Origin of the sequence: Spartinivicinus poritis (genome assembly GCF_028858535.1) — a bacterium.
Classification (GTDB): Bacteria; Pseudomonadota; Gammaproteobacteria; order Pseudomonadales; family Zooshikellaceae; genus Spartinivicinus; species Spartinivicinus poritis.
Genome location: NZ_JAPMOU010000112.1, coordinates 1 through 5,556, shown reverse-complemented (window position 1 = coordinate 5,556; position 5,556 = coordinate 1). Strand labels below are relative to the sequence as shown.

6 protein-coding genes are annotated in these 5,556 nt (G+C 38.0%); 4 read left to right on the top strand and 2 right to left on the bottom strand.

Annotated features, from left to right (window positions below; translation table 11 throughout):
- Nucleotides 1-176 precede the first annotated feature (176 nt).
- The 4 genes from ORQ98_RS28845 to ORQ98_RS28830 all read left to right on the top strand — a co-directional run bounded on the left by ORQ98_RS28845 (nt 177) and on the right by ORQ98_RS28830 (nt 4,607).
- Nucleotides 177-1,517: a serine/threonine-protein kinase gene (locus ORQ98_RS28845; protein ID WP_274692289.1), complete on the top strand. Its 1,341-nt coding sequence runs from the start codon at nt 177-179 to the stop codon at nt 1,515-1,517.
- A 32-nt stretch (nt 1,518-1,549) separates the two neighbouring features.
- On the top strand, nt 1,550-1,885 hold the full coding sequence (locus tag ORQ98_RS28840; protein ID WP_274692288.1) for a hypothetical protein: 336 nt from the start codon (nt 1,550-1,552) through the stop codon (nt 1,883-1,885).
- Between the two features lie 626 nt (nt 1,886-2,511).
- Nucleotides 2,512-2,829, top strand: coding sequence for a hypothetical protein (locus tag ORQ98_RS28835; RefSeq protein WP_274692287.1), 318 nt, complete (start codon nt 2,512-2,514; stop codon nt 2,827-2,829).
- Between the two features lie 131 nt (nt 2,830-2,960).
- On the top strand, nt 2,961-4,607 hold the full coding sequence (locus tag ORQ98_RS28830; RefSeq protein ID WP_274692286.1) for an IS66 family transposase: 1,647 nt from the start codon (nt 2,961-2,963) through the stop codon (nt 4,605-4,607).
- Between the two features lie 12 nt (nt 4,608-4,619).
- Here ORQ98_RS28830 and tnpB read toward each other — a convergent pair whose 3' ends face one another.
- Both tnpB and ORQ98_RS28820 read right to left on the bottom strand, forming a co-directional pair.
- Nucleotides 4,620-4,973, bottom strand: coding sequence for an IS66 family insertion sequence element accessory protein TnpB (gene tnpB, locus ORQ98_RS28825; RefSeq protein WP_274692285.1), 354 nt, complete (start codon nt 4,971-4,973; stop codon nt 4,620-4,622).
- A gap of 4 nt (nt 4,974-4,977) precedes the next feature.
- Nucleotides 4,978-5,418 carry a hypothetical protein gene (locus ORQ98_RS28820; protein ID WP_274692284.1) on the bottom strand — a complete coding sequence of 147 codons (441 nt, stop codon included), beginning with the start codon at nt 5,416-5,418 and terminating at the stop codon, nt 4,978-4,980.
- Nucleotides 5,419-5,556 lie beyond the last annotated feature (138 nt).

Below are 5,556 nucleotides of genomic sequence, written 5' to 3'. Positions count from 1 at the left end.
CAAATCCTCTCATAACAGTGGATTATACACATGATGCTGTATTATTGAACCTAGAAATGATTCGCGACTGGTATAATATATTTAATCTGACTATAATTAAAGCATTTAAAGAAAATTATCAGCTATTTTATTTGGCTTAATATTTAGTGGAATTAATTTGTTAAGGACTGACAAACATGTTTAAAGTTGATGATATTATTGATCATAGCTATCGTGTTACTGGAGAATGTAGTAACTCTGGGGGGATGGGAACAATTTTATTTGTAGAACCCACAAATAGCCCGTCACCTTTTCCTCTTGTATTAAAGTACTGTAAAGATATAGATGATGAAGTAATACAGCGCTTCCGCCGTGAGGTAAAGTTTCTAGCTTCATTTCATGGTAACACAAAAGTAGTGCAAATTTATTCACATAATTTACAGCATGAGCCACCTTACTTTGTAATGAAGTATTACTCTGATGGTGATTTAACTAAACTAACTCAAAAAATAAAAAGTTCACCTGAAGCTCAAGAGAGCTTGATTCTTAAAATGATTGACTGTCTACAAGAACTACATATTAGAAATCAATACCATAGAGATATTAAACCACAAAATTTTTTAGTAGAGGGGAATCATGTGGTTGTTTCTGATTTTGGACTTTCTACAGAGATAGGATCAAATACATTTTGTACAAGAAGCTCAATCTATTGGGGCACTCATGGGTATATCCCTCCTGAGTTTCTTCATGATGGAGGTTTTAAAAATCCAGATGCTTCTGGTGATATTTTTATGTTGGGAAAAACAATTTATTTTTTATTGACAGGAAGAGATCCCCTTTACTTAGTTGAATCAGAGATACCTGCACCTTTATATTATATTATTGATAAATGCTGCAAAGTGGATAAAAATCAACGATACCAAAACCTTAATGACCTTAAGCAATCACTAACTACAGCCTTTGATGTTTTACTACAAAGAGCTGAAGGCCTATCAAAGTCAAAACTTTTATTAGACCAAATATCTGATGAGTTAAAAGATCAGAAATATAGCCCAACAAAAGTCAAAGAATTTATCGATCAATTAGCACTACTAGAAAACCAAGAACAAAATAATATTTGCTTTGAACTATCTTCCGGTTTTTTCAATATAATCTGTTTAGACAAAGTTGTAAGTCATCTACAAACATTTTTGGATATTTATGAAAAGCATGTTGAAACCAAAGATTATTCATGGCGCTATGCAGAAAATATTGCAGAAAACATGGGAATAGTTTTTACATCCCAAAAAGCAGCAGTAGAGCAAAAAATATTATCGCTTGATCTGGCTATTCGAGCAGCAATCTATATGAATAGGTTTGCAGCAATGGACACATGCAATAGCTTGATTCAAAACATACAAAAGGATGATACTGAGTTGGGCCAAGCAGTCGCACACTTAATTACCAAGTACCGTGATCAATTTGTAGGAGATATTGACTCTAGTAGCTGCCAAAATGACTATATTCGACAAACACTGCTAATCTTAAAAAATAATTAACTTGACTAAATATTGGAGACTATTAACTCAAAATGAGCAACTTCAGACATAGGTTAAGACTAGCAGTAGAGGAACTTGTTACACATCAAGAAAAAATAAAATATAGGTTGGAAAGTTCTATAGGGCAATTAATACTGGCAAATGTTCCCGAAGACAACGAAGTACCTAATTATTTCAGAGAAAAACATGCTAAGATTATAAAAAAAGTTACAACATGCAAAAAATCTGGTAACGACATTAAGGTAAGAGACTTTTTACATGGAAAGCGCGGTTCTACTCTTTCTAAGATAGCCTTAGAAATCTGGAAACTCTATTTAGAATATGAAGATTATTTAACAAATGACTGTATACCCAACAGGGAAAGTTAACCTAAAGATTCACTTACATTTGACGCTAGCTACTTTTGAATGAATCAATCAGTTAAAATATTTCAATAAATCCTATCTATAATCAACCCATAAAACTAGTCAAAAGTAATGTCTTATCTGACCAAAAACTCATTAAATTTTGTATAAAAGTTAACCAGAATTAACAGTATAAATCAATCACTTGGGGTTTTGCTACACACTACCTGGACGCTTCACCAGGTAGTCAAAAGGCTATATCACTAAGCTTAATTAGCGTCCTCAACTCTCAAAATGACTTGGTTGTATGATGTTTCTCCGTGTCCTCTCGGTAAGGGTGTGTAGGTGCTAAAAATATTTCTTACTGAGGTGGTACGATAAATCTTATTAATATCATTTTTGCAAGAACTATTGGTTATAAGTCTGTCATAAGTTAAAAGGTATAAGTAGAATAACTGAACTATTACTAAGAACAACCGTCTTAATTACAAGCTTAATGCTGGTATCTGCAAGTTTTTTTTGTTGGTTATATCACTATTGCTCAAATACAGTCTTATGAGTAGTACTGTAGCATAAAGTGAGAGTGCCATTTTTGTATCTATTTTAGAAATTAATGGCTTACCACTCAGCCAACAATGAAAGGCCATCTAATGAAAGATCTTACTCAGCAAGATACCAAAACTATCATATTTTTTTTAGAACATTACTTCAATGACAAGATTAAAGTTCATCATGAAGATGAAAATGTCATAAATTATGTTTCTATGCTACTTGATATGAGTCTCCATTTGCACACATTAATAAATGATGAAGAAAGCCATCATGCTTTATGTTGGTTGAATAAAAAGCTTTTGGACACAATAAACCCTCATCAAAAATATAGTGATCCATACCCTAATAGTTTGTTAATCAATAACATCAAATCGTTACAAATGACAATTGATGGGTATAAAGTGAATAGCAATTAAAATATGTGTCCCTCTGGCAATTATGGGGCTACAGCAAATATCCTACACACTTTACCGTGAATATCTCTATTCAATCAATAAACCTCTCTAGTACGCTGCCTGTAGCCAATTGTTAGCAGTTTACCATTATAATGAAATCGCCCAAAATTGAGTCATTAACTTCCGAAGACTTTGACCAATTACGTCTAGCCATTGAACAGTCGAATTTATCAGATGCACACAAGATTTTAGTTATCGGTGTATTGGAGCTGTGTTTATGGCTCCAGCAGAAACTAACCTTCTCAAAAATCAGCATTAGTAACCTGAAAAAGGCCTTTGGTGTTCAGTCTGAGAAGCGCTCTTGGGATAAGCCGTCAGACTCAGAGGTACAGGCTGAAAGTGGGGTTAGTAACTCAACTGACAGTGCCGATATATCACCTAAGCCAGATACTCGTTCGATAGATAAGTCCAAGCGTAAAGGCCATGGCCGATTAGGTGCCGATGCTTATACGGCAGCAGAAACAGTTGTCTTAAAGCACCCTGATTATACAGCTGGTGATCCTTGCCCTCTATTGTGCGGGGGTAAACTCTATGAACTGAAGCCCCCCAAGGTCTTTATCCATATTGAAGGTGGACAGTTATTCAATGCTACTCGTTATGAAACGCAACGACTACGCTGTGGTTTATGTGGTGAGCTATATACGACTCCACGGCTTGCCAATGTTACTGAAAAGTATGATGCGCGAGCCAAAGCCATGGTGGCTGTTTTAAAGTATCAAATGGGACTCCCTCTGTATCGGCTTGCTCAGTGGCAACAGCAAACCGGTGTCCCTATCCCTGATACGACACAGTGGGGGTTGTGTCTTGAGGTGCATCAAGTAGCGACTTACATTTTTAATGCCTGCCTCATTTTAGGGGCACAAAGTCCTTTATTCTTTCAGGATGACACTACGGTTAAGGTCCTGTCGGTTATGGCAGGCAAAGAAGCCAACCCTGATAGGCCGGATAAAAAAGGCACCTATACAACAGGGTTAATCGCGGATCATTATGGCCACTCGATTTATCTATTTTTTTCCGGCATAAAACATGCTGGAGAGAATCTCACTAGGGTATTAAATGAACGGGAGACTGGCTTACCGATACCGTTTCAGGCCTGTGATGCGTTACCTCAGAATAATATTGATAAAGCCCTAGAAACTATAGTTTGTCACTGCCTAATCCACGGTCGAAGAAAGTTTATTGAGCTTGAAAATTACTTTCCTGAACAAGCCAGCACTGTTTTAGACGCCGTGGGTTGTATTTATGCTTATGAGGATCATTGCAAAAAAAAGAAGCTCTCCCCTCTAGACCGGTTGGCTTATCACCAGAAGTACAGTCAGCCTATCATGGATATCTTAAAATCCTGGATGGAACAGCAACTGAACGAGCGCAAGGCTGAACCAAACAGTCCTCTAGGCAAAAGTTACCATTATTGGCTCAATCGTTGGGACACCTTAACTCAGTTTTTAACCCATGCTGGTGCCCCCTTGGATACGAATATGGTCGAGCGAGCCTTAAAAATAGCGATTCGTGTCCGAAAGAATAGCTTATTCCACAAAACGTTAAATGGCGCCAAAGTCGGTAGTGAACTCATGAGCGTCATTCATACGGCGTTAAAAAATGGCATTAACCCCATTGATTATTTAACGGTATTACAGCTGTACCAGGAGCAAGTGAAACAAAACCCCTTTGCTTGGTTGCCCTGGAATTACCAGCAAGCACTATCGTCAATAACAGAAGAGACACCATTAGCCGCCTAGGCAAAAATGCACTTATGCCGCGACGGGTTTCCAGTCTTCCATGATTGAGGCACGCCTTGGGTCACCTTGGTATAAGAGTATTTGTAGCTCTTTGGCACTGATTTTATAGGTGATGCCTCCAGCCTTTGGCCACCATTTTAATTTACCTTGAGAAAATCGTTTCATACAGAGCCAAAACCCTTGTCCATCGTACACTAGTAATTTAACCGCTTCTTTACGGCGGTTAGTGAAAACAAAAATGGTCCCTGAATCCGGTTGCTCACTTAATTGCTGCTGACATAGGGCAATAAGACTGTTGATGCCTTTACGAAAATCAATCGGTTTAACTGCTAATAATAAACGATGTTGAGGTGTCAGTTGCAGCATACGATTACACAATAAATCGAGTAATTAATTCATCCACCGCTTGAGACGATAGCTCATTGACCTTGAGCACCGTGCCATCAGGTCTGGTGAGTTCAATACTGAGCACATTAGGCCAGCATAATTCAGCAAAGTCTGGTCTCGTGTCCACATGAATGGTGCTAAAATCAGCCTCAATAAATTCCTTGCCAGGTGTCTTCGTTTTTTTAGCAAGCTTAGTTTTACCCGTTAATTTTTGTTCTTTACTTGCCAACTGAGCACGACTGATTTTTAGGGTGGTTAAAATTTTAGATAATTTATAATGATGTTGTAGTGCAATGACATCCAGCCAAAAACTGTCAGGAAATGGCCGTCGTGTACCTGGTCGCTGCCGCCAGGCATCAAACTTGGCTTGCACAGACTCCAAGGTTAATGGTGGTGGTTCAGAAGGGGTTGCTTCCTCGGTCATGAGTATCCTCAACTAAGATGAAAATTGTTGAGGGTAGGCTATCAAGTGTTGATTATACGAGGTCGGATAGGCGGCACCTGTTACCAGCTGCCGCCCTCCTAAGAACTGTACGTGCAACTTTCACTGCATACAGCTCAA

Excerpts from the sequence above, each read along its gene's own strand:
- ORQ98_RS28845 (WP_274692289.1), top strand. The coding sequence starts at position 177 with ATGTTTAAAGTTGATGATATTATTGATCATAGCTATCGTGTTACTGGA.
- ORQ98_RS28840 (WP_274692288.1), top strand. The coding sequence starts at position 1,550 with ATGAGCAACTTCAGACATAGGTTAAGACTAGCAGTAGAGGAACTTGTT.
- ORQ98_RS28835 (WP_274692287.1), top strand. The coding sequence starts at position 2,512 with ATGAAAGATCTTACTCAGCAAGATACCAAAACTATCATATTTTTTTTA.
- ORQ98_RS28830 (WP_274692286.1), top strand. The coding sequence starts at position 2,961 with ATGAAATCGCCCAAAATTGAGTCATTAACTTCCGAAGACTTTGACCAA.
- tnpB (WP_274692285.1), bottom strand. The coding sequence starts at position 4,973 with ATGCTGCAACTGACACCTCAACATCGTTTATTATTAGCAGTTAAACCG.
- ORQ98_RS28820 (WP_274692284.1), bottom strand. The coding sequence starts at position 5,418 with ATGACCGAGGAAGCAACCCCTTCTGAACCACCACCATTAACCTTGGAG.